We start from the raw sequence: 22,164 nt of genomic DNA, 5'->3' as shown, positions 1-22,164 counted from the left end.
ATTAAAATAATATTACTCTTACTGACGACAAAATAGTTCTTTTTCTAAAATGTATCGCGCTTCTAACTCATAGAATATCAACTATTATTTAATAAAAGAGCTTAAATCAATCTCTTAATAAAAATAATATATAATAGAAAAAGCGCGTCAAAAAAAAAGCTTTTCTCTATAGAAGAAGACTCTTTTTTAACGAGCTTCTTATTCGGAAAGAAAATTTATGTCCTAATTTATGTCCTACTGTATTATTGATTTGTTTTTATTGGTACTGTCTCATTTATTTCAATGCTAAAATAATTTACTGCATTGTTATAACAAATATCTTTGACTATTTTCCCTATAAATTCGTAATCTCTTGGAAGCTCACCATTTTCTATCCAAGTTCCAAATAAATTACATAAAATTCTTCTGAAATATTCATGGCGAGGGAACGATAAAAAGCTTCTTGAGTCTGTAAGCATACCTACAAAGGTGCTAAGCAAACCTACATTAGATAATGTTTTCATTTGATCTAGCATGCCATCTTTTTGATCGTTAAACCACCACCCTGATCCAAACTGAATTTTTGCTCTGACATCAGAAGATTGAAAATTACCTATAGTAGAAGCTACAATCGCATTATGAACAGGATTTAAGTTATAGACAATTGTTTTAGGTAAAAGATTATCTTTGTCTAGTTCATTAAAAAAACCATTTAAATGTCTAGCTAAGTGAAAGTCAGACATAGAGTCGTACCCACTATCTTTTCCCGTTAACTTGAACATTCGCGTGTTGTTATTCCGTAAAGCTCCTATATGTAATTGCATTGTCCAATTAAGAGAATGATATTTTTTACCCAAATGAATAAGGGTAATTGTTTTAAATTTATTTACCTCCTCTAGAGACAATATTTTCCCTTGCAGAGCACGTAAAAATATAGAAGACACCTCTTGTTCACTAGCTGGTGAAAATGGAAAAATTTCAAAACCATGATCGGAAATTCTACATCCATTTGAGTGAAAATAATCAATTCGTGAATGTAATGAAGCGATAAAGTTTTCATATGTTAAGACAATGCTGTTCGTTGAATCACCTAATTTTTCTACATAATTTACAAAACTTGATTGTTCAATATTTAAAGCATGATCTGGTCTAAATGTAGGTAGGACCCTAGTTGTAATTCCTGTATCTTTACGTATAGTTTGATGACTTTTTAAACTGTCGATTGGGTCATCAGTAGTACATACAACTTTTACATTAAAATTTTCTAAAATTCCATTTGTAGACATGGTACTTTGATTTAATCTCTCATTACAGATATCCCAAACTTCATGTGCATTTTTTTCTGAGAATACCTCATTTATATTAAAATAACGACTTAATTCTAAATGTGACCAATGATAAAGAGGATTTCCTATTGTATATGGAACAGTCTGAGCCCAAGCTAAGAATTTTTCCTTATCACTTGCATTCCCTGTGATGAATTTTTCTTCTACGCCTAACCATCGCATAGCCCTCCATTTATAGTGATCCCCATTAAGCCAAATATCAGTCATATTTTCATATTTTTTGTTAGTAGCAATTTCATCAGCTATTAGATGCGTATGAAAATCATAAATTGGCATATCTTTTGCATAATCATGATAAAGAATTTTTGAACTTTCGTGATTAAGCATCATATCTTCGCTTAAGAATGTAGACAATATAGTCACCTCTATACATTTTATAGTTTCTTTATCTTTCAAACTTGTGTTTAGAAAATCTAAATTAAATAAGGTGTTATTAACAAAAATAACACCTCACTTTTTTAACTCTTACTTAATTCAAATTCATTATTTACATAGATTGCGTCTCTTTGTGCAATTAAGCATAGTTCTGCGGCTTTAAAAGTATGTTCTTGAGTCATCGCATTTTCAGTATCGTTTAAACAATCTAAAATAAGTTCACCAAAGTAAGGGAAACCCACTTCTCCATTTAGAGAAAAATGTTGCTCTGTATGTTGATTTACTAAGTATAAATGGTCACCTATTTTATCTCTCGCTATGTCTACGTATTTGCGAATTTCAATATACCCATCTGTTCCAAGAATAAATGTGCGTCCATCTCCCCAAGTACTGAGGCCATCAGGAGTGAGCCAGTCTACTCTAAAATAGTTTGTAGCCCCATTGTCAGCAATCAAAGTAGCATCCCCAAAGTCTTCTAATTCAGGATATTGATGATGCTTATAATTGCCTACTTTACTATGTACAACTTTTGCATCTTTTGCGCCAGAATAGAAAAGGAATTGTTCAATTTGATGACTACCAATATCACATAGAATACCTCCATAATATTTCTTTTCAAAAAACCAGCTTGGTCTGCTTTCTACGTTACTACGATGTGGACCAGTCCCAAGAACTTGTACTACTTTTCCAATCGCTCCTTGCTCAATCAATTGACCAGCAAATACAGCACTCTCGACGTGCAAACGTTCACTATAATAAACAGCCCATTTAAGCCCAGTTTCAGCTGTTTTTTTACGAGCGAGCTCCAACTGTTCTAACGTCGTAAAAGGTGATTTATCTGTGAAATAGTGCTTACCATGATCTAAAACACGCATTCCTAAATCACAGCGTTCAGATGTAATGGCCGCACCTGCCACAAGCCTTACATCTGGATCTTCGAAAATTTCTCTTTCACTTTTGGCTATCTGTACTTCAGGATAGATTTTACGAAATTCTTGTACTTTTTTCTGATCCTTATCATAAACCCATTTTAATGTGGCCCCAGCCTCAGTTAATCCATTGCACATCGCATAGATGTGTCCATGATCAAGACCTATAGCTGCAATTACGAATTGTCCTTTTGTAACGACAGGGGCACTTTTTCCCTTAGGAGCATAATTCATTCCATCACTTTTCTGCATGATCTTTCCTCCTCAAGCTAGCTTCCAGTTTATTTTTGATACCTATAACTTAATAGCGTTAGACTCATATTTTCTCGTAATTTCCTCCAACGGTTATTGTATCGTCTGAAAAATTTTCTACACTGCTTTGTTTTTCATAAAAATGCTTAACATTTACGAGCATTCCTTCGCGTGTATAAAAAGGATCGTCTGCTAAAAGAGGCAGCTTCACATTAACACCTAGGTTTGCAGATTTATAGATGGCTGTAATAAGTTCTAGTGTTTTTCTTCCTTCTGTTCCATCAATTAAAAGCTTCTGGTTACCATTGATAGCCATTAAAAAGTTATTTATTTGTCCTTTATGTCCTTCAAATAGTAACTCTGGATATTGATTAAAAGCTTCCTGAATACGATGTTCTAAACTTTCATCATTTTTCTCTTGAGGAAACCCGTTTTCTTTAGCTAATTGAGCATTTACTTTCCATGGGACAGATACTCTAGCTTTTTCACCTTGGAAAATGAGTTGTTGTTCTTCTCCATGATGAACAACAGAACTGGTTACTTGTGCTAAGCTACCATTTCCATAGCGAAGTACAGCGATAGAAAGGTCTTCAACCTCTGCATTATCATGCAACGTATTACTAGTTGCTGCAAAAATGTCAGTTGGCAACCCTAACATCCATTGCAACATATCAATATGATGAACAGCATGATTAAGTGTACAACCCCCACCTTCTTTTTCCCATGTACCGCGCCACCATAGATCATAATAGCTATGACCACGCCACCAAAAAGAATCAACTTGAGTATGAGCAATTTTTCCAATTAGGTTTTGATCAAGTACATGTTTTAATCTCATAATGGGAGTCATAAATCTGTTTTGAGCAACAACGGATAAAAGTTTCTGACTTTCAATAGATGCTTTTATCATTTCGTCACATTCTTTTAAGGAAGAAGCCATAGGTTTTTCTACTAAGACATGTTTTCCTGCTTTAAGAAAATCTATGGCAATGGTTGCGTGCATATAAGGGGGTGTACAAATAGAAACGGCATCAATATTAGGATCATTCAATAACTCTTGGTAGTTAGCGACAACTCGTGCTTCTAAGTTATATTTTGTTACTGTGGACGTTGCTTTTTCAGGATAAATATCAGCTAAAGCTACAATTTTACTAATTTCAGGCATTGCAAGATAAGCCTCGATATGGGCAGTTGCAATGGATCCAGTTCCTATGATTGCGATATTGGACATATAAATCTTTCCCTTCTGTAAGAAAATAAATTTTCACTTCTAATAGCAAGATAGCGTTTTCAAAAAGTTTAACAATTCAACTAACTTACAAAGCAGATTAACATTAGTTCTATTAATATTCTAGTTATACTAGTATGGTAGTTCAAAAACATTATAACCTAATATTTTTGAATTTTGTACATTTTTTTGAATTTTCTTTTTGTAACCTCGACTTTTATTATTGAAAATGGCTTTACATAGTAGAAATCATCAAAAGTTATAAATGCTCACGGTAAAAATATTCAGAAAAATTAAATTAATATCTACCATTCTAATGTACTTGTATGGTAGTATGTTAGTGAAAGGAGATTAGAACAATGAATATTGATTTAAAAAACCAAAACCTCTCTACTAGGGAACAGGTTTACAATATGTTAAAAGATCAAATATTAAGCCTAAAACTTCCACCTGGAACAAATATTTCCGAAAAAGAAATATCAGTTCAATTTAATGTTAGTCGAACTCCTGTAAGAGAAAGCTTTTTAAAATTATCTCAGGAAGGATTATTAAGTATCTATCCTCAAAGAGGTACATTTGTTTCTTTAATTGATTTGAACCTTGTAGAAGAAGCACGGTTTATGCGAGAACATCTTGAGAAGGCAGTTATTAGACTAGCCTGTCAGGAATTTTCTGATGAGTTGATTATTGATTTAGATATGAATTTAAGTATGCAAAAAATTTGTATTAAGAAAAAAGACTATAAAAAAATGTTTGAATTAGATGAGGAGTTTCATAGAACTATTTTCAAACGGTGTAAAAAAGAAAAAACATGGTTAGTTATTCAACAGATGAATGTACACTTTAATAGGAGTCGCATGTTACGGTTAGTAGCAGATTATAATTGGGATAATATTTTTTCTCAACATGTAAATATCTTTAAAGCTATACAAGGTCAAGATGCTAATAGAGCTGAAAAAATCATGGAAGAGCATTTGAAAATTGCACTTGTTGATAAAGAATTATTGAAAAAGGAATATCCAAATTATTTTAAATAAAAAAGAGTTTGTACTTATATTTTTAGGGGTGATGGTAGATGAGGATGACATTTAGATGGTTTGGAGAAGGAAATGACACTATAACACTGGAACAAATAAAGCAGATTCCAGGAGTAGAAGGAATTGTTTGGGCACTACATGATGTGCCCGTAGGAGAAGAGTGGCCAATAGAAAGAATTTTAGAAATGAAAAAATTAGCTGATAAACATAACCTTCATATTGAAGTGGTTGAAAGCGTGAATGTTCATGAAGACATTAAGCTCGGACTTCCAACTAGAGATCAATACATAGAAAATTATAAGAAAACAATTCAGAAGCTAGCAAAGGTGGGCGTTAAAGTCATATGTTATAACTTTATGCCTGTATTTGATTGGATACGTACAGATTTAAATAAAACACTTTCTGATGGATCTACAGCTCTATTTTATGAACATAGTCGAATTAAAAATATTGATCCGAAAGATTTAGTGAATAAAATTAGTGAGAATTCTAGTTTAACCATGCCCGGTTGGGAGCCAGAAAGGTTAAATCACCTTCATCAACTTTTTGAAGCCTACAAAAATATCACAGAAGAGGATTTATGGGCCAACTTGAAATATTTTCTAGACCAGGTTATTCCAATTGCAGAACTTAATGATATTAAAATGGCTATTCATCCTGACGACCCACCTTGGCCTGTCTTTGGCCTACCTCGAATAGTAACTAACAAAAAAAACATCAGAAAGATTTTACAACTAAATAGCAGCCCATACAATTGTATAACACTCTGTACAGGGTCTCTAGGAGCTAACTTAGAAAATGATTTGGTTTCTATGATTCACGAATTTATTGATAGAATACCATTTACTCATATAAGAAATGTACGTGTATATGATAACGGAGACTTTGTTGAAACATCGCATCGATCAGAAGATGGATCAGTAAACATTTCAGACATCATTCACGCTTATAATGAAAGCGAATTCAAAGGTTATTGTAGACCCGATCATGGAAGACACATTTGGGATGAACAATGTAGGCCTGGGTATGGTCTTTATGATAGAGCACTTGGAATCATGTATTTGTGGGGCGCTTGGGATGCTTTAAAAAGTAAAAAGTCATTATCAAAAGAAGCAAAGGTGGAAACTACATGGTAAGCATACAAAAAAATAAAAATTTAGACGGGAAAGTAGCTGTAATAACAGGAGGAAGTGGGATACTTTGCAGCGCCATGGCAAAGGAACTTGCTAGACATGGCGCGTCTGTGGCTATTTTAAATAGAACAGTAGAAAAGGGTGAAAAGGTAGCTGAAGAAATTAACCTTATGGGTGGGAAAGCGATTGCTGTTAAATGCGATGTTATGAATAAAGATAGTGTTGAACAAGCCGAGAAGATTGTAACAGAGGAATTAGGCGCATGTACAATATTGATAAATGGAGCTGGTGGTAACCACTCAAGTGCAAATACAACCAACGAAATATTTCAAACAGAAGACCTTACTAATCCTAAGTTAAATACTTTTTTTCATTTAAGTACAGATAGTGTGCAAAATGTATTTGATTTGAATTTTATGGGAACTTTCATTCCTACACAAATTTTCACTAAAAATATGGTTAATCAAAAGGGAGCAGTTGTAATCAACATGTCATCTATGAGTGCCCCTTCTCCAATGACTAAAGTACCTGCTTATAGCGCAGCAAAAGCAGCAATCGAAAATTTCACCAAATGGTTAGCTGTTCATATGGCTGAGGCAGGAATTAGAGTAAATGCAATTGCACCGGGCTTCTTTTTGACCTCACAAAATAAAAACCTTCTTCTAAATGAGGAAGGTGGTTATACGGAAAGGTCTCATAAAATTATTTCGAACACACCAATGAGAAGATTTGGTACACCTGAAGACCTTCTTGGCACTCTATTATGGCTTGTTGATGACAATATGTCAGCGTTTGTTACTGGAGTTACAATTCCTGTTGATGGAGGTTTTATGGCATATTCAGGTGTTTAATATTTTCACATTCTTCCTTGTCATACATCATTATTTTATATATTTCTTTTAATTTATAAGTAGGCTTGGAAAGGAGAAATAAGAATGCAGACTGAGAACAGGAAACTAACAATTAAAAATTATATTGGTTACGGAACAATGGATTTATTTGGAGGAGGAGCCTTCGCTATAATAGGTGCATGGATGTTATATTTTTTCATTACATATTGTGGTCTTACTCCTGTTGAAGCAGGATCTATTATTGCGATTGCTCGTATTATTGATGCCATAGCAAGCCCACTTATGGGGCATATTACTGATAATTTTGGTCGCACAAGGCTTGGGAAAAAGTTTGGAAGACGAAGATTCTTTTTGTTAATTGGAAGCCCCTTGATGGTTATTTATTCTTTACTTTGGATTTCTGATATGAATTACTGGTACTATTTAACTGTTTACATTTTGTTAGAATTCCTTGCAGCAATGGTATTAATTCCATTTGAAACACTTGGAGCTGAAATGACTAACGATTTTAATGCGAGAACTAAGCTTTCAACAATAAGATTAATATATTCAGGGTTAGGAACATTTTTAGCTACTTTTATTCCAGGTAGATTATTCGAAATATTCGGAAAAGATTCACCTCAAGTTTTTCTTTACAATGGGATTATCTTCACGTTTATTTTTATGGCTGCATTATTAATTACACATAAAACAACTTGGGAACGTAAAATAGAAGAAGATATTGTAGAACCTGATGGTATAGAAAAAGTACCGGCTATAGAATCCATAAATAAATTCATCGTTGACTTATCATCTACTTTTAGGATTAGAAGTTTCCGTCAGCACCTCACTATGTATATTTGTTCCTTTACAGCTATGGATATTTTAAATGCTGTCTTTGTCTACTTTGTTGTGTTTTCTTTAAATAAAGATGCGGTGTTAGCATCCGATTTATTATCTGTTGGTTCATTACTTCAAATGTTATGTACATTATTATTTGGTTGGCTCGTTATTAAAATAGGTCCTGCACCTTCTTTGAAAATTTCTTATGTTGCTATTATTACATGTATAAGTGGTTATATGTTCTTATACTTCACACAGCCAACTTATATGATTACAGCGATGTATGCTTGCTCTGTTATTTTAGGGATCGGGAAAAGTGGATTATATTATATACCATGGAATATTTACACTTTCATCCCCGATGTAGATGAAATGGTAACCCGTAAAAGAAGAGAAGGAATATTTGCAGGTATTATGACTTTTACACGCAAAAGTACTACAGCTTTAGCTACATTCTTGGTAGGAGTTATCTTACAAGAAAGTGGATTTGTTGCAAGTGCAACGACACAGTCTACTACAGCAATAAATGGGATTGTAGGTATTCTATTTTTTGGAACTGTAGGGCTAGTCGCTATCAGTTTAGTTGTTTCATTTAGATTTAAATTATCTAAGAAAACTCATTCTATTATGATTAGTGAAATTAATAGGTTGAAGAATAACGGTTCAATGAAACAGGCTGATGAAGAAACAAGAAGTGTTTTGAAAGCGCTAACAGGTTGGGAATACGAGAAACTCTGGGGTAATAATAACGTAGGATATCAGCATAAGCCCCAAAATTTTGAGCAATCAGATTTTAAACAGCGTGACATTAACTAACTCTTGATGTTAGTTGAAAATTAACATTCAATTAAATAGTACTTCCATAGATACTGCAACTTTTATTATGATTTTGTAAAATAACAGAGAAAAAGCCTCCATTTATACTAAATAATAATTTCAGTTCAAACCATTACAGAAGGAGTAATTAGCATGAATTCTCCTAATAACTTGGTTTTAAAAGATATGTGCAAATTATTTTTCATTTAAGTTTTTTCTTTTCACGTACTGTTATATTAAATATAGTTTTCACTATGCTCTAACTAAGTATTGTTTCCTCAATTGTTTAATGACTGGGACATCTTTTCTAGTTCGAGATTCAAGATGGTATAAAGAAAAAAAGCATCTATAAAGGAAAAAGAAACTTGTTAAAAGGAAATAAAACCTTTTAACAAGTTTTTTAGTTTTGATAAACAAGAAAACAAAGTATATATTTTGTTCGTTAATAGTAGTTAATTTAAATAACAAACTTTATACATTTACTTATTAATCAGAATATAATTTAATGCTTAATTAAGTTGTTAATTACTTTATTCAAATATTATTAAAATAAGCTTTTGTGAACTTTACATTTGATTATTATCCTTTTAATAAGTTGTTTAAATGGAATCATTGATTCATCTTTCATCTGTTTTTTATGCCTTATGCATTTATGGTATTATATATTAGCATGGAGGTGAACCAGTGGAGTTAGAAATCGAACGCAAGATATCCAAGGTGGGAAACTCTTTAGGAATTACACTGCCTGCAGAGATAGTAAAGGTAGCAGAAGTAGAGTTGGGGGAAACTGTATATTTTACAGTGAACTCTATTTCAAAGGAAATTACAATAAGAAAGAACCCTCAAAAAGAGGATTCCTTCAAAGAGATGGTAAGAGATATAGTTGAAAGTTATCTAAGGGAGAGAAACCTTTAACTTTCACGTGGGTCAATCAATAACACGTAAGTACACTGCACCTGCAGGATGTTAAGAGATAACATAGAAGACGAAGAGAAACGAATACTTGAAGATTAAAATATAATTAAATGTACATACTGTACGCTTATTTTGAGTAAACTACCTAAGAATTCTTATGAGGCTTCACCCACAACTTAATTTATCAGTAGAAAACAACTATCTTCTCCCGAGGATAGTTGTTTTCTTTTTAGATTATGTAAAAGAAACATTCTTAGTTAACATAAAACGGCTTATAGGTAGTTTATTAAAAAAGAGGGAACTCACAAAACTTATGAGTTCCCTCTTTTTATAGCAAGTAAAGAGAATTAAGGTTATTTAATCAGCAGCAACTAGCTTGAAGCCTTTTCTATTTTCAAAACGCTTTCCAGAAAGCCACTTTTTCTCTCCTGATTGGGTGTAACCCAAATGCCTTTCTTCTCTTTTTAATCCAGATTCACTCAATTTAAGTAGACCTGCTCCAAAATTATCATCTACAGTCCAATTAGTTGCATTTGCTTTACTATCTAGATAAACCCAACCTTTACTCGACATAGTAAGGTAGTTATAATCGCCCCAATGACCACCATCAACACGAATTTTATAGTGATATTCGTTTTCTACTTCTTCGAAAGTGAATACTGAACCCTTATTATTGTCTTGAGCAACTTCTCTTATATAATCATAACTAGCGTAAACCTCATAACCTAATCCTTTTCCTGTATGACTATCAATTAGATGAAATCCTTTGTTTGGCTCAAAACTCATTCTCTCTCCACATCCCTTACTAAGAATAAATTAACAATATCACAAAATATTACATTAAATACATTATTATTATATAAATTAAAAAAATGGTATTTTTGTATGGTTTTAATACATTTTTTTACATTTTAAATACCGACAATTTTACATAATACCAATTATCGGCACAAAAAAAGAGGAGAGCTTAAGCTTTCCTCTTTTTTGTATTTTGGAAGATAAAACTAGCTATAAATAAAAGTCCAAACAATATGGTCAAAATAAAGATCACAGGATCTCCAGCTAGGTTTGCTTCATCTACAATTATTCCTTGTTGAAATAATAACATTGCTCCAATTATTACAAAAAAGAAAGAATTGAATAATATATAGCTATTAGCTTTGATTTTATTGCTTAAAAAAACTACATATACAAAATTACATACTAAAAAGATAGTTATCAAATAATAAACTGGTCTAAAGAGTGTAAAGGTTTCCCCAAGCATTTGTATAGTCCTCTCTTTTTGTTATTTCAATTTCTATAAATCAATATATTTCCATTTTATCAAATAATTGAGTTTCTTTCACCTTGTATATGATATACAGATCTAGTTGACATAATGTCTCTTTCCGGTACAAACTCACAAACGTTATTGGCTTTGGATTTGAAGTTGAATTCTTGTAATTGAATTCTCAATTCCATTCGCCATTACCTCATCAATCACATATTCTTCATATGCATACTCGCCTATTTTTAGCCCTTTTTCTTCAACAAATTGAATCATTCGATTGTAAGCATGTTCAGTTTCATCACCTTTTTGATATCCAACAACATATAGTCCTTGGGGACGTACGTGATAATGTACGTTTTCTATCCCTTCTGGAATTTTGACATATAAGTGTCTGTAATTATAAAACTCTTTTTTTTGGATTTGTTCTCTTGCAAGCAGCGCTCCAATTGGATATCCTCGATCTAATTTATGGAGTTGAATGTAATGAATGAGCTCCGGGGTAATTGTAGTATATTTTTGTTCGGCCTCTTCTAGTATATTTTCACTTATCATAAATGTTTCCTCATCTAAAGACTGCAATGAAATAGAGGAGAAGTCAGTTTTTAAGGTATATTCTGCTAACTGTAAACGCGTTTGAATAATTGCTTGTAAGTGATCAAGACTTCTAATTTTTTCTTCAATTTCAAAAGACTTTTCCTTTAAAAGTGTAATCATATTTTTTGGTTTTTTATCTGTTAAGAGAGTTTTTATCTCTTTTAATGGGACACCAAATTCTTTAAATAAGGCAATTACTTGAAAGACTTCAAATTGTTCATACGAATAGTACCTATATCCATTCTCTTTTTTTATTTTAGGTGAAAGTAACCCTATCTCATCATAGTGAAACAGAGTTTGTTTTTTTACACGACAGAGATTCGCGAATTCACCAGTAGTAAAGTACTTTCCTAACTCTTCACTCATAAAATCCCCCTTGACTATACGGTAACCATATACTTTATGATGTTCATTGTACTGGAAAGGAGATATAAACAGCAATGATAAGTTCTTTACTCTTTTTATGTAGGTAAAAAGAGTAATTGATGATGAATGTGAAGATAAAGTGATAAATAGAATTAAAATTTGTTTAACTAAAGAAAAGGAAGAGTTGAAAAGATGCAAATGATAAAAAAGACAAAATCCCCTGTGAGTCAACTCCTTCAAGGTATATGGTCAAAAAATCGTAAAGGAATTAGCCTTACGTATATGCTCACTCTTGTTGAGAATGTTTGTGATCTCCTTTACGCTGCAACAACTGGTTTTGCAATCGATGGCTTGCTTAAAGGGAATCCTTCTAGTCTTATACCACTTGCTTTACTATGGGTCCTTCATCTAGGAGTTGGGTTGTTCAGACACGTTTACGATACAAAAGTATTTGTTGGGATTTATTCTAATGTTGCTGGAGATATGGTGGAGCGTCAGCGTGCTGATGGAGTAAAAGGAACTCGAATTGTAGGACGCGTCTCACTGTCTCGGGAGGTAGTAGATTTCTTTCAAATGGAGCTACCGGCAGTTGTAACAACGGTTATTCGATTTTTAGGAGCTATTATCATGTTATTTCTCTATGACCGGTTCATTGGGGTCTTAAGTTTATTGGCAATAATTCCAATACTGATCATAAACCATTGGTTCGGTCGACGATCTTATCGTCTTAATCATGCACTTAACAATCGGATTGAAGAAGAGGCAGACATAGTTGTTCATCGGCCACTTACCATTGTTCAAAAACATTTTGCACGATTGCGTTTGTGGCGCATTGCTATTTCTAATGCTGAGGCTAAAACATGGGGGATGATGGAGATTGTTGTCATTCTCTTAACTCTAGCCACACTCCTTAGACTTACAGGTGTTGAGGGTATTACGGCTGGTGCTATTTATGCAGTCCTGGCTTATATTTGGATGTTCCAAGAGGCAGTAGTAGGCCTTCCTGAAATTGTGCAAAATATTTCGCGTGTACTTGATATTGGTGAACGCGTTGCTGAAGACGTTAACAGCTGAAATCAAAAAACGTAGTCAACCATTATTGTTACGTTATACCATATATTCTTATTATTATCTTTTGAGAGAAATTAGGAGGATTTCTAATGAAGAAAATTGAAACTGATCGACTAATATTGAGAAGATTTTCTAAATCAGACTCTCAAGGTCTTTTGGAATACTTGGCTAATCCAAGGGTAAACTGCTTTCTTGAAGACAAAGTTCACACAATAGAAGAAGCTGTCTTAAAAGTTCAAAAAAGAAAAAAAGACGACTCTTTTGTTGCAGTCTGCTTAAAAGACAGTGATTATCTAATAGGAGAAATATTCTACTTAAAGGAAGATCCAGATACTTATTCCATTGGTTGGCATTTTAATGCTCAATATGAAGGAAAAGGGTACGCAAGCGAAAGTGTGAAGGTGTTCCTTAAGTATCTGTTTACTCAAAAGGATGCAAGAAGAGTCTATGCATACGTTGAGGAGGATAACTACAAATCACAAAAACTATGTGAAAAATTAGAGATGCGTAAAGAAGGGTATTTTGTTGAGTTTATTTCGTTTACTCAATACGAAGATGGAACTCCTAAGTACGAAAATACTCTTCAGTATGCATTATTAAAAAAAGAATGGATGAAAAATATTTCTTCTAATGGACTCTGAGGAAAAGGTATCTCCTTACTTCATCTGGATAAACGGAATCAGTGTTAAATCCATTGATATTTAGTGATATAAGGTTAGGACAATTTGTAGAAAAGGTGATTATTTGCCGTCATTAATAGTAAAACGAATTATTTGTATGAAACACTTTATAATTTACTTAACATAAAATATATTGTCGGCGCTAAACCACTAAGAAGAACTTTTCAAAGCATATATGTATATCAATCTATAAAACTGTGCAGACTAATAACATATTCCCCCTATTCCGATAAATTTGAAACCCCTTTGCCTATATGGGCAAGGGGTCTTTTTTATTAAGCACAATTTATTACAAGTAATTTTGCGTGATGTACCTTATAGATAGTGAAATTAAATATTAATAGCTATACCTAGCACTAGAGGTGGCGCCAATTTCTAAAAATATTCAAATGTTTATTTGATTATTTTTAGAAATTAGACCTAAATTCATATTGGACAAACATATGCTGGGTAACAGAGGATAGTATACGGTTGATACAAAAGGGGGAAATGCATGACATATCTTAAAGTATTGAAAGTATTTTATGTGCTTTTGGCTGTAGTGGGAGCCATTCTAGCTATCGTTTCTTACTTTCAACATTCACTTTACTTGAAGTCATTTGGCCTTGTTTTGTTAGGATCATCGCTCGTTTTTAATAGTTACACTACCCATTTAGAGTGGAAAGGAAGGGGCCCCTTTCTTTACATGGCCATAGGTCTAATAGTGATTGCCATAGCTATAGGTGGTTTTACTAATGCATGGTAACTATTTTTGTTAATGAAGAAAAATCTATATAGCTAATATTATGGATTGGACATTTTAGCTTCTAGCATCTAAGAACAACCAAACTATCCTCATTTCTAATAAAGTTGGCTTTTTAGGAGCAATTTTAGTTAACATAAAACGGCTTATTAGAAGTAAAATAAGTTTTATCAAAATAATCATATTTCATGTTTCATTTTCAATCAAAGGGGTAAAGTATAAAGGGGTAAAGTATTATGTTGGATTGGAATTTTACAAGAAACAGTCTTTTTAGATCTGTTTCTTTTTTTTATTTAAGAATATAAAACGAATAATAAATAGCAAATTGAGCAAACTACTCAAGGCACTGTAAGGTGTCAAATACATCTATTTAGAACATTCATCAGAAGAACTATCTTACTCGCATTAAGATAGTTCTTTCTGTTTTCAGCCTATATATGATATACAAAGGTAGTTAACATAATACCTTTTTCAGAAAGGCGATTTTTCTGAACATAAACATAACCCTAATGTAAAAAAAGGTCAATTTTATACATATGTTGTAACTTATTTGAAATAGTTCTGTCATAAAGATATGTTATGATTTAGGGGCAACATACAACTAAATAAAGAATATAAGTAACTTACCATTTCATTAATCTTAATACACTTTTCAATATGCTTAGTCCTCTAATCCTCATCTATTAGAGGACTATTTGCTTTTTAAGATAAAAGGAGGAACACCTTTGCACTATGTACACAAAAAAAAATTATATGATATTAGAGAGACCATTCTACAAAGGAAAGAAGAGTTAGCTGAAAATAAAAGACAAGATCTTGCAACGTCTCATAATATCTATACAGAGTTGACTACTTTTCGCTTGGACCTTCTTACCACTTATGCCGATTCTCTTTTGATGGAAAAAGAAACAGCAAATGAAGTCATGGAACAATGGGGAAACAATATGGCTAATTTATTAGTTGATCACGGACTTCCTTTAAACCTAGCCTTAGAGGAAATTAGTCATTATCGAGATGTTATTGGAGAAATAATAAAAGAGGAAGCAAAGAATAATGATTTTTCCCTCGATGCTTTTTACCAAATCATTTCTCACTTTAATAGCATTGTAGATTATGCCATTCAATTCGTAAGTAAGTCGTATGTAAAAGATTACACTGAAAAAATAAATTATGCTCAATATGCCATTGATGAATTATCTATTCCCGTTGTTCGTATGACAGAAGAAATAGGGATCCTTCCTTTAGTAGGTGATTTAGATACCAAACGAGCACAATATTTGATGGAGAGTGCCTTAGAGAAAGGAAGTCAATATAAATTAAAATGGCTTATTATTGATTTATCAGCAGTTCCTATTATTGATACGATGGTAGCAGATCAACTTTTTAAAGTAATAGCTGGGCTACAGTTATTAGGAATTGAAGTCGTCATTAGTGGGATACGTCCGGAAATCGCTCAAACCATGGTAAGCTTAGGAATAAAGGTTGAGAAAGTTAGAAGTTTTTCTAGCTTACATCAAGCTGTTCAGTATACGAATTCATTTACAGAATCTTTAATTTGAATATTTCTATATATCCTGAGCAAACTACTCAAGATGCCGTAAGGCATTCTTCCTTTGATAAGATATGTGTAACAGAAAAAACCTACCTCTTTTGACTGGGAAGAGATAGGTTTTTTTGTTTTTAATCTGTATATTTTATACATTTTTAGTTACCGCAATGTGATTTATCAGAAGCAACTTTTAAAATAAAAAGGCAGGCTTAAGCCTGCTTTTTTATTTCACCTTTACTCTTTGAAACATCTTTTATAAACAGCTGATATAAGTAATTGATAAAGCAAACAACTGAAAACGAGTCATGTTTACCATTCTACAAACCTTTAATTTTTCTGCAAGTGTAGTTAAAGGATACGCGAACATATAATCGAATAAGCCATAACAAAATAACCCTAGAGTTATTTTAGTAAGGAGTACTCAGATAGAACACACTTTATGTTCTCTTTCAAAAAAATATTTTCAATTACGGAAATTACTGGAATATTCACAACTAGAGAATCTTCTATATTTGGTTAAGCTCTAGATATTCTTTTAAAGTTTGCTGTAAAGTCCCTTTTGCTTCTGCTTTATCCTCAAAGGAGATTCCTGAGTGAATCATTGTGCGCACTAAGTCAGCACGTAAACCTGTAAGAATAACTTTACTTCCCATCATTGAAATGCCAGTTAATATTTTTTGAAAATGGTCAATAACATGCATCTCCATGTTAGCAATTCCGGACAAATCTATAATTAATGTTTGAATCTTTAAATCCGAAATGGCTATCAAAACTTTCTCCTCAATCGTTTGGATACGATTGAGGTCAATCATTCCAATCAACGGTAATACAGCTACAGATTGACTAAGTGGTATAACAGGCACTGATAGATGTTCAACTAAGTCCCTCTGAGAAGCAATTAATTCATCTTTATACTTGGAATAACTAATGAGAAAAGTGTTAAGAAACTGATCAATCCTATCATTAATTCGTTTCTCTAAGGCATAAAATTCTTCACGCCCATTAAAATGGTTATTTATTTGATCGTATTGATGGAGAAAATGCCATAATGTTCGCCTAATGGCTTGTACCCATTCTAGTTTAAAAGCAAGAGTTAAGGCGTGCTCTGCCCATGCTACCCCTTCTTGTTGAGCGAAAGCAATGAGTTGTTCTTCTTTTTGTTCTACGACGTATAGAGATAACCTTTGAGCATTCTTTAAAAGATCAATATTTCCAGTTTCTAAAATGTCATTAATTTTAGAAGCTACGTTAACCGCCTCTGATAAGAGTTTATCCTGGAAATTCTGTTTGTTATCTTTAATAAAGTCGGTCATGTTCTCTCTCTGTTTGTAATTAATATCCATTTTGATACGCCCCTTATTCGACTTTAGTTATCTTTGATTAATCAATACCTTTAAATGAATTAATATCTATTTTTGTTTTCATTTTTGTATATAAAGAAAGTTCCGCCTTCCTGGTACCTATCCACAATAGGCATGTTGTTACATAAAAAACAACAAAGCTTTTATAATGAATCTTTAAACCTAGATATACCTATAATCATGCACATCTTTTTGCATGATTATAGGTTAATTGGGATTATTTTCACTAGCCGATATCCATTTAGATAGCCCGTAAAGGATAGTCCGAGCATATTTTAACTCATCAACTTTTTCTTAAGCGATAGAGATATAACTTTCTAAAGAATCAAGGTAAGAAGTAGAGTCAAGAGTAAGTGCTTTATAGATTATAAGGATGACCACTTGATCTAGGATTATAAATACACATTTTACTTATAGCTGTACTACTCATTCGCAAATATTTCTTATCCTCTCTTGGCACTACTCTTTCTTCAGTAAGCTTATTTTCTATTTTACCTCAAAAAACATATATTTCATATACATCTTAAATAAGTTAATTTATTCCTTAATATTATAAATTAGAAATTATATAAACCTTGTTACAGTAATAAAGATTATATACATTTTTTCAATTTTAAATAACAGATGAGTGTATTTCTAGTCTCATGCTTGGTGCTGTAAAAGCATCAGCACCTATGAAAACGATGGCTGCTCTTGAAACAACGAATCCCGTTGTCTGACGTGTGTTAGCTGATTCTGTTCCAAATTGCATTGAGATGGCTTATGAAATTTCTCTTTATCAAAACAAACATCATTATTATCAAGTACCACAGCTTGCCCAACAAGACATGCAACAAATAATCAATACATTTGCACCCGCTCAAGCTCAACCGCAGATGCCAAATAACAATAACACTCATTAATTAAAAGAAAGCTCCTGATTGGCCCCAGGAATTTTTCTGTTTTAAATTGTATACTTCATACATATCGAGTCTATATAACGTTGTTTACCAAAAATTAAGTGTCAGTATATGTCGAAGGGGTAATATAAAAGAAATAACATCAGGAGGGGAGGACATGCTAGATAATTATGAACGGTCTCTATTCTATAGGGAGATGAAAGGTTTAATTACAGATTACAATAGGTGTAAAGATTTAGCTATTAAAAATGAATTATATCATCAGATAGTACTTCTCAAAAAAGCACTTAAATATAAACGAAATAAGATCTTAAGATAAAATAGGCTATCTATTCATTGGGAAAAACGATTTATCTCTCCGAATTAAATTGTTTTTCTCTTTTTTTATGTAAATATTGTGAATGTTAATTATTCGCATAATCAATCGATGGATCGCTGGTTTAATTATAGGGAATGATGTTTCCTTTTTAGTTTGTTATAATGAAAGTACATATAATACGGGGAAGGCAGAGGGTTTAAATATGATACTTATTAAAAACAGCGAAGAAGTAATAAGAGAAGCAAAGTATCAACTTCACCTGACTATGGATGATTATCAAACTAAAATTATCTCTATTTTTGATAAACAACGTATTCTTGTGAATCAACGAATTAAATTGATGATTCTCCTATCGGATATAAAAGAGCAGGCTGTATTGATTGGAAAACACTCTGCAGCCAAAGGGAGATTAGAATATGAAGGACCGGATCAACTAATTACAGAAGTTATAGATGAAGTTCCTTTTCAATACAGTAAAGAGACAGTATCTGATTTGGAAAATAACATACAAATTAGTAAAGGCGAAATTGAAGAGCTAGCAAAAGAGTGCGGATTAGATACGGAAGAAATCATTAACCTCAAAGCTCTTTTACTTAATTTAAAAGTATCTAGTTACATAAATGGGCATTATGAAATGTATGTAAAAGATAATACTTTATCCTGCAAAAGAACCTAGAATGTTAGAATAAAAAGAGTAAAGCTTTACATATAAGTAGAACTAATCAAAACATGGAGAGACATTAGTACTCACACATAAGTTATATGTGTAACAGAAGAATTACTATACGAAAGCAGTATTTTTCTATATTTAAGCTTCATACTTCATACATTTTTAGTTACCATAATGAATTTTATCGGAATACGCAATTAAAGAAAAAGCTCTATTATTAGATTATCGAATAAGAAAAGAGATAAATTATAACAGATTTATTAGAGGAAATTTCAAACTAATAAATTCAAGTGAAGTTTGTTATTGGAAGTGTGATACATTAAATAAGAAACAAGAAATGAAAGGAGTTTTTTTAATGAATAATTATGAAGCACAAAATGAATTACCACCAAAAACATGTACAATCGATCGACTTGTAACGATGCCGGATGATGTAAAAAAAGTACTCAAGGGCAGAAAAACAGCAACTCGCCGAAATGGAAGGTATGCTGATATAGGAGAGATAATGGTTTTAGGGGATAAAAAGTTTATAGTGGAACGGGTTTATTCTCAATCACTAGGTGAATTAACGGATGAAAATGCTCGCCAGGAGGGCTATGATACGGTAGAGGAATATAAGCAATCTATTTTATCTTATCATCCTGGAATGCCCTGGCTTTCTCAAATGAGGGTATGGGTGCATGAGTTCAGATCAGTTAACGATTGATAGGTAAAAGAAATGGATTTGTTGTACCGTATATTAGTATATATTCATGTTTCTAGTGTCATTTTATCTATTGGTCCTTTCTTTATTCTCTTGCCACTCGTTAAAAAACTACATAATTCAAGAGAAGAAGAAACGAATGCCTATTTGAGCACGTTTCAATCTGTCGTTAGGCTCGCAAAACATACAGGCCATGTTCTCGTTATAACAGGGATACTCCTTGTTATGAGTGGTCCATGGACGTGGACCACTCCGTGGATTATAATGACACTGATTTTCCTCTTTTGCTCATTGTTCTTTCTGGCCCGTGCATTTTCCCCCACTCTTCGAAAGTACAAAGAGGAAGGGCATAATAAAAAAGAACTGGCAACTAAACTAAAGCGATCTATTTGGATTTACATCATTCTATTAATGACTATGCTTTGGTTTATGGTCGGTAAGCCGACCTTTTGGTAAATATATAAATATATCCATTTGTCGTCACTAAGAGTAAACAGTTAAACTGATTACTTTTATGAAATAACCTACTATTTACTTAATATAACAGACATTATTGAACCCAGCATGCTAAAAAGCCCTTTCATCAAGGGCTTTTTGAAGCATTTTTATATAACGAATTTTTAGAGTGTTATTCAACATTCTCAAGTAGAATCTTCTTATTAATTAACTTACTTTCCTTTTAAAGCCTTTCTATTTGGTGCTTGAGGAGGTTGTTCTAGCCATTCCCGGTTGACCATAATATTAAAGCCCTTTTCAGCATAAATTAATATTTCTCCAATTAATTTACTGTAATAAGTAGCTAAATCTGTCCTCATGGATAAAGATAAAGCATGTCCAATAAGTGTCACATCAATGGAATTTAAAAAATGAAAAAGCGCAACAATAAGCTTGTCGGAAAAAGGAGAAACGGTTGAATTTGTTACTTCTATACTAACAGGAACTGTACCAAGAAGTTCTTCTTCCTTTAAAAGGTCATTCAAGAAATTGATTTGTTTTTCTGATATATCCATTCCATCTTCTATATAATCTTTAATTTCCTTGTCCTTAATCACTTGTAATAAGCCCATACAGAGTAGTACCGAGAAATAGTTACGCTCAATATTGAAGAACATTTCAGTAAGTTCAACAGCATTTAAAGGTCTTTTTTTTCCTATGGCTGCTACTATATAAGATTGTTTTTTTATATATTCAACTTTCTCAGGATAGGTAATCATAGGTGGTCGATCGTAAATTCCTTTAGATAACATTAGAGTAGTGGATTCTGCATAGAGCTCTGTAGCTTGATTCAAAGCCTGAGTGAAGAAATCAAGAACATCTGCCCGAGCAACAGTAGAAGTAGCAAACCCTAGGTTAACCATTGACATGCGACTCATTGAGTAGACAAAACTCAGAGCAAAAAGGTCATAAAAAAGGGGCGGCGCTGACAAATTAATATCTTTGTCCGTAAACCCATCTGGTAAAGGGATATTCTCCTCAGAAAAAATATCCTTAATTTGCTTTAGATGTGATTGAGAGATAAGTAAAGATTTTTGTAAAATAGGCTTTATTTCGTTGTCTTGTAGGTGATGAAGAAAATATTTCAACAAACAAGTAGACATTGTTTCTTGTATATAAACTCCCCATAAACCACCAATTTCAGGACTTGATAATCTTACATTATGCTTAACCATTAAAGCCTCCTAATTATATGTATTTATCTTGATTATGTCATTTATCTTTCTAATTTATTCTTTTTTTAATTTCCCGAAAAAAAAACAGCCTATATCAGCTTTTATTTACCATAATGTCATTTATCGGAAATCATGTGTTAGAAGAAAGTGTTGAAGGGGTACATATAAAAGATAGGGATAGCATCAGGAGGAGAAAATATGCTCGATAACTATGAACATTTCCTATTCTATAGGGAGGTTAAATGTCTAATTGCAGATTATGATAACTGTAGACATTTACCTACTAAGAACGAGTTGCATAATCAGATAGTACTTCTAACAAAAGTACTTAAAAATGAATAAGTTATTATTATTCGAGCAAACTACTCAAGATGCCCTCCGACTAGGCATCCACAACCTATTTTCTTTAGTTACTTCAGAAAAAACTACCTTCCCAACTGAACTGAACCCAAAAAGTTAGACACATTATTTAGGCAGCTAATGAGGATTGAATTCTGTATTCTACAGGGGTCAATCCTTTTAATTTTTCTTTTATTCGTAGATGGTTGTAATAGAGGATATAGGCCTCTAATTCCTGTTTGAACTGT

Annotated in this window: 21 protein-coding genes and 1 pseudogene; 13 read left to right on the top strand and 9 right to left on the bottom strand. The window is 32.6% G+C overall.

Annotated elements, in window-relative coordinates:
* Nucleotides 1–242: 242 nt before the first annotated feature.
* The 3 genes from uxaC to AC1DEF_RS15660 form a co-directional block, all read right to left on the bottom strand.
* Nucleotides 243–1,679 carry a glucuronate isomerase gene (gene uxaC / locus AC1DEF_RS15670; RefSeq protein WP_097823904.1) on the bottom strand — a complete coding sequence of 479 codons (1,437 nt, stop codon included), beginning with the start codon at nt 1,677–1,679 and terminating at the stop codon, nt 243–245.
* A 104-nt stretch (nt 1,680–1,783) separates the two neighbouring features.
* Nucleotides 1,784–2,881, bottom strand: a complete 1,098-nt coding sequence (locus tag AC1DEF_RS15665) for a Gfo/Idh/MocA family protein (RefSeq protein WP_097823903.1) — start codon at nt 2,879–2,881, stop codon at nt 1,784–1,786.
* Nucleotides 2,882–2,945: 64 nt separating this feature from the next.
* A complete protein-coding gene (locus AC1DEF_RS15660) occupies nt 2,946–4,112 on the bottom strand; it encodes a Gfo/Idh/MocA family protein (RefSeq protein ID WP_097823902.1) in 1,167 nt (388 codons plus the stop codon).
* Between the two features lie 356 nt (nt 4,113–4,468).
* Between AC1DEF_RS15660 and AC1DEF_RS15655 the strand changes: the two genes are divergently transcribed.
* The 5 genes from AC1DEF_RS15655 (at nt 4,469) to AC1DEF_RS15635 (ending at nt 9,683) form a co-directional block, all read left to right on the top strand.
* Nucleotides 4,469–5,146, top strand: a complete 678-nt coding sequence (locus AC1DEF_RS15655) for a GntR family transcriptional regulator (protein ID WP_097823901.1) — start codon at nt 4,469–4,471, stop codon at nt 5,144–5,146.
* 38 nt (nt 5,147–5,184) lie between these two features.
* The gene (gene uxuA, locus AC1DEF_RS15650) at nt 5,185–6,282 is read left to right on the top strand and encodes a mannonate dehydratase (protein ID WP_097823900.1); all 1,098 of its coding nucleotides are present in this window, start codon (nt 5,185–5,187) and stop codon (nt 6,280–6,282) included.
* Nucleotides 6,276–7,130 (top strand): SDR family oxidoreductase, encoded by an 855-nt coding sequence (locus tag AC1DEF_RS15645; RefSeq protein WP_097823899.1) that lies wholly within the window; start codon nt 6,276–6,278, stop codon nt 7,128–7,130. Before uxuA ends, AC1DEF_RS15645 begins: the two co-directional genes overlap by 7 nt.
* A gap of 84 nt (nt 7,131–7,214) precedes the next feature.
* Nucleotides 7,215–8,768, top strand: coding sequence for an MFS transporter (locus AC1DEF_RS15640; protein ID WP_097823898.1), 1,554 nt, complete (start codon nt 7,215–7,217; stop codon nt 8,766–8,768).
* A 684-nt stretch (nt 8,769–9,452) separates the two neighbouring features.
* Entirely contained in the window at nt 9,453–9,683 is a 231-nt protein-coding gene (locus tag AC1DEF_RS15635) for an AbrB/MazE/SpoVT family DNA-binding domain-containing protein (protein WP_097823897.1), read from the top strand.
* A gap of 357 nt (nt 9,684–10,040) precedes the next feature.
* Here the strand turns inward: AC1DEF_RS15635 and AC1DEF_RS15630 are convergent, their stop codons facing one another.
* The 3 genes from AC1DEF_RS15630 to AC1DEF_RS15620 all read right to left on the bottom strand — a co-directional run bounded on the left by AC1DEF_RS15630 (nt 10,041) and on the right by AC1DEF_RS15620 (nt 11,913).
* Nucleotides 10,041–10,469: a hypothetical protein gene (locus AC1DEF_RS15630; RefSeq protein WP_097823896.1), complete on the bottom strand. Its 429-nt coding sequence runs from the start codon at nt 10,467–10,469 to the stop codon at nt 10,041–10,043.
* Nucleotides 10,470–10,650: 181 nt separating this feature from the next.
* On the bottom strand, nt 10,651–10,947 hold the full coding sequence (locus AC1DEF_RS15625) for a hypothetical protein (RefSeq protein ID WP_097823895.1): 297 nt from the start codon (nt 10,945–10,947) through the stop codon (nt 10,651–10,653).
* A 144-nt stretch (nt 10,948–11,091) separates the two neighbouring features.
* Nucleotides 11,092–11,913, bottom strand: coding sequence for a MerR family transcriptional regulator (locus AC1DEF_RS15620; protein WP_477727428.1), 822 nt, complete (start codon nt 11,911–11,913; stop codon nt 11,092–11,094).
* Between the two features lie 192 nt (nt 11,914–12,105).
* Here AC1DEF_RS15620 and AC1DEF_RS15615 point away from each other — a divergent pair, with 192 nt between their 5' ends.
* From AC1DEF_RS15615 to AC1DEF_RS15600, 4 genes are all read left to right on the top strand, one after another.
* Nucleotides 12,106–12,987 carry an ABC transporter six-transmembrane domain-containing protein gene (locus AC1DEF_RS15615; RefSeq protein WP_318331128.1) on the top strand — a complete coding sequence of 294 codons (882 nt, stop codon included), beginning with the start codon at nt 12,106–12,108 and terminating at the stop codon, nt 12,985–12,987.
* Between the two features lie 86 nt (nt 12,988–13,073).
* Nucleotides 13,074–13,625: a GNAT family N-acetyltransferase gene (locus AC1DEF_RS15610; protein ID WP_097823892.1), complete on the top strand. Its 552-nt coding sequence runs from the start codon at nt 13,074–13,076 to the stop codon at nt 13,623–13,625.
* A gap of 532 nt (nt 13,626–14,157) precedes the next feature.
* Complete coding sequence (locus tag AC1DEF_RS15605; protein WP_025601579.1) at nt 14,158–14,409, top strand: hypothetical protein; 252 nt, start codon at nt 14,158–14,160, stop codon at nt 14,407–14,409.
* Between the two features lie 722 nt (nt 14,410–15,131).
* Nucleotides 15,132–15,965, top strand: coding sequence for an STAS domain-containing protein (locus AC1DEF_RS15600; RefSeq protein WP_097823890.1), 834 nt, complete (start codon nt 15,132–15,134; stop codon nt 15,963–15,965).
* A gap of 496 nt (nt 15,966–16,461) precedes the next feature.
* On the opposite strand, the gene AC1DEF_RS15595 is transcribed toward AC1DEF_RS15600, so the two are convergent.
* The gene (locus tag AC1DEF_RS15595; protein ID WP_097823889.1) at nt 16,462–17,298 is read right to left on the bottom strand and encodes an STAS domain-containing protein; all 837 of its coding nucleotides are present in this window, start codon (nt 17,296–17,298) and stop codon (nt 16,462–16,464) included.
* Between the two features lie 635 nt (nt 17,299–17,933).
* On the opposite strand from AC1DEF_RS15595, the pseudogene AC1DEF_RS15590 reads away from it, so the two are divergent.
* From AC1DEF_RS15590 to AC1DEF_RS15575, 4 genes and pseudogenes are all read left to right on the top strand, one after another.
* Nucleotides 17,934–18,218, top strand: a pseudogene (locus tag AC1DEF_RS15590) (spore coat protein); the annotation flags it as partial.
* Nucleotides 18,219–18,616: 398 nt separating this feature from the next.
* Complete coding sequence (locus AC1DEF_RS15585) at nt 18,617–19,210, top strand: hypothetical protein (RefSeq protein ID WP_477727427.1); 594 nt, start codon at nt 18,617–18,619, stop codon at nt 19,208–19,210.
* 349 nt (nt 19,211–19,559) lie between these two features.
* Nucleotides 19,560–19,910 carry an ASCH domain-containing protein gene (locus tag AC1DEF_RS15580; RefSeq protein WP_097823887.1) on the top strand — a complete coding sequence of 117 codons (351 nt, stop codon included), beginning with the start codon at nt 19,560–19,562 and terminating at the stop codon, nt 19,908–19,910.
* Nucleotides 19,911–19,928: 18 nt separating this feature from the next.
* On the top strand, nt 19,929–20,363 hold the full coding sequence (locus AC1DEF_RS15575) for a DUF2269 family protein (RefSeq protein ID WP_318331136.1): 435 nt from the start codon (nt 19,929–19,931) through the stop codon (nt 20,361–20,363).
* 212 nt (nt 20,364–20,575) lie between these two features.
* On the opposite strand, the gene AC1DEF_RS15570 is transcribed toward AC1DEF_RS15575, so the two are convergent.
* Both AC1DEF_RS15570 and AC1DEF_RS15565 read right to left on the bottom strand, forming a co-directional pair.
* Nucleotides 20,576–21,577 carry a DUF3231 family protein gene (locus tag AC1DEF_RS15570; protein ID WP_097823886.1) on the bottom strand — a complete coding sequence of 334 codons (1,002 nt, stop codon included), beginning with the start codon at nt 21,575–21,577 and terminating at the stop codon, nt 20,576–20,578.
* A gap of 469 nt (nt 21,578–22,046) precedes the next feature.
* On the bottom strand, nt 22,047–22,164 hold a 118-nt coding region (locus AC1DEF_RS15565; protein WP_477727317.1), incomplete at its 5' end, for an IS3 family transposase.

The sequence above is a fragment of the Priestia sp. 10L35 genome, from assembly GCF_056395685.1.
This window is presented reverse-complemented; position numbering and strand designations above follow the sequence as displayed.

What these genes read in the sequence shown, in the direction of transcription:
- AC1DEF_RS15660 (WP_097823902.1), bottom strand. Translation starts at nt 4,112, where the DNA reads ATGTCCAATATCGCAATCATAGGAACTGGATCCATTGCAACTGCCCAT.
- AC1DEF_RS15620 (WP_477727428.1), bottom strand. Translation starts at nt 11,913, where the DNA reads ATGAGTGAAGAGTTAGGAAAGTACTTTACTACTGGTGAATTCGCGAAT.
- AC1DEF_RS15595 (WP_097823889.1), bottom strand. Translation starts at nt 17,298, where the DNA reads ATGGATATTAATTACAAACAGAGAGAGAACATGACCGACTTTATTAAA.
- AC1DEF_RS15610 (WP_097823892.1), top strand. Translation starts at nt 13,074, where the DNA reads ATGAAGAAAATTGAAACTGATCGACTAATATTGAGAAGATTTTCTAAA.
- AC1DEF_RS15585 (WP_477727427.1), top strand. Translation starts at nt 18,617, where the DNA reads ATGTTAATTATTCGCATAATCAATCGATGGATCGCTGGTTTAATTATA.
- AC1DEF_RS15580 (WP_097823887.1), top strand. Translation starts at nt 19,560, where the DNA reads ATGAATAATTATGAAGCACAAAATGAATTACCACCAAAAACATGTACA.
- AC1DEF_RS15605 (WP_025601579.1), top strand. Translation starts at nt 14,158, where the DNA reads ATGACATATCTTAAAGTATTGAAAGTATTTTATGTGCTTTTGGCTGTA.
- AC1DEF_RS15630 (WP_097823896.1), bottom strand. Translation starts at nt 10,469, where the DNA reads ATGAGTTTTGAGCCAAACAAAGGATTTCATCTAATTGATAGTCATACA.
- AC1DEF_RS15615 (WP_318331128.1), top strand. Translation starts at nt 12,106, where the DNA reads ATGCAAATGATAAAAAAGACAAAATCCCCTGTGAGTCAACTCCTTCAA.
- uxuA (WP_097823900.1), top strand. Translation starts at nt 5,185, where the DNA reads ATGAGGATGACATTTAGATGGTTTGGAGAAGGAAATGACACTATAACA.
- AC1DEF_RS15655 (WP_097823901.1), top strand. Translation starts at nt 4,469, where the DNA reads ATGAATATTGATTTAAAAAACCAAAACCTCTCTACTAGGGAACAGGTT.
- AC1DEF_RS15665 (WP_097823903.1), bottom strand. Translation starts at nt 2,881, where the DNA reads ATGCAGAAAAGTGATGGAATGAATTATGCTCCTAAGGGAAAAAGTGCC.
- AC1DEF_RS15645 (WP_097823899.1), top strand. Translation starts at nt 6,276, where the DNA reads ATGGTAAGCATACAAAAAAATAAAAATTTAGACGGGAAAGTAGCTGTA.
- AC1DEF_RS15625 (WP_097823895.1), bottom strand. Translation starts at nt 10,947, where the DNA reads ATGCTTGGGGAAACCTTTACACTCTTTAGACCAGTTTATTATTTGATA.
- AC1DEF_RS15640 (WP_097823898.1), top strand. Translation starts at nt 7,215, where the DNA reads ATGCAGACTGAGAACAGGAAACTAACAATTAAAAATTATATTGGTTAC.
- AC1DEF_RS15570 (WP_097823886.1), bottom strand. Translation starts at nt 21,577, where the DNA reads ATGGTTAAGCATAATGTAAGATTATCAAGTCCTGAAATTGGTGGTTTA.